This is a genomic window from Mesorhizobium sp. M4A.F.Ca.ET.090.04.2.1 (genome assembly GCF_003999085.1).
In the GTDB taxonomy this organism is placed as follows: Bacteria; Pseudomonadota; Alphaproteobacteria; order Rhizobiales; family Rhizobiaceae; genus Mesorhizobium.
On sequence record NZ_RZOT01000944.1, the window covers coordinates 1 to 900 of the forward strand.

Consider the following 900-nt stretch of genomic DNA (forward strand, 5'->3'; position numbering starts at 1 on the left):
GTATAGATGCGCCGCCAATGCACTCGGGGACCCGAAGCCATGCCCGCCAAGCTTTCCGTCAACCTCAACGCCATCGCCATGCTGCGCAACCGCCGCGATCTGCCCTGGCCGAGCGTGATCCGGCTCGGCCGCATTGCGCTCGCCGCCGGCGCGCATGGGCTGACCGTGCATCCGCGGCCCGATGAGCGGCACACGCGGCGCGCCGATTTGCCTCAGATCAGGGCGCTGATCGACGACGAGTTCCCGAAGGCGGAATTCAACATCGAGGGCCATCCCACGGAGGAATTCCTGGCGCTTGTGGAACAGCACCAGCCCGACCAAGTGACGCTGGTGCCGGACGATCCGAGCCAGGCAACGTCGGACCATGGCTGGAACTTCATCGCCGACGCGGCGTTCCTCACTCCGATCGTCAAGCGGTTGAAGAAAGGCGGCTTTCGCGTGTCGCTGTTTGCCGATTCGGATCCGGGCGGCGTGAATGCCGCGCGCGATACCGGCGCCGACCGTATCGAGCTCTATACGGGCCCATACGGCAGTTGCCATTCCGATTCCATCAAGGCAGCCAAGGAACTGGAAAAATTGGGAAAAACCGCGGATGCGGCATTTGCCGCGGGGCTGCAGGTCAATGCCGGGCACGATCTGACGGTCGACAATTTGCCGGCGCTGGCAAAGCGCATTCCGGCATTGGCCGAAGTGTCAATCGGTCACGGGTTGACAGCCGATGCATTGGAGTATGGCATGGCCGGCACGGTGGGACGGTTTCTCGGAGCTTGCGGTTGGTAGAGAGGCAAGCCCCGCGTTGCCGGCATGGAAGCCATAACGTGACGGCACTTGATATTGCATCGCAGCAAGCGTAGAGCACCGCGCGTTTATCGGAGTGTCGTTTATGGCCCTTGCCAACAC

At 62.8% G+C, this 900-nt stretch carries 1 protein-coding gene; it reads left to right on the forward strand.

Going from position 1 to position 900, the window contains the following annotated elements:
- The first annotated feature begins 39 nt into the window (after positions 1-39).
- Positions 40-780: a pyridoxine 5'-phosphate synthase gene (locus tag EN781_RS33360; protein WP_126053981.1), complete on the forward strand. Its 741-nt coding sequence runs from the start codon at positions 40-42 to the stop codon at positions 778-780.
- The last annotated feature ends 120 nt before the right edge of the window (positions 781-900 follow it).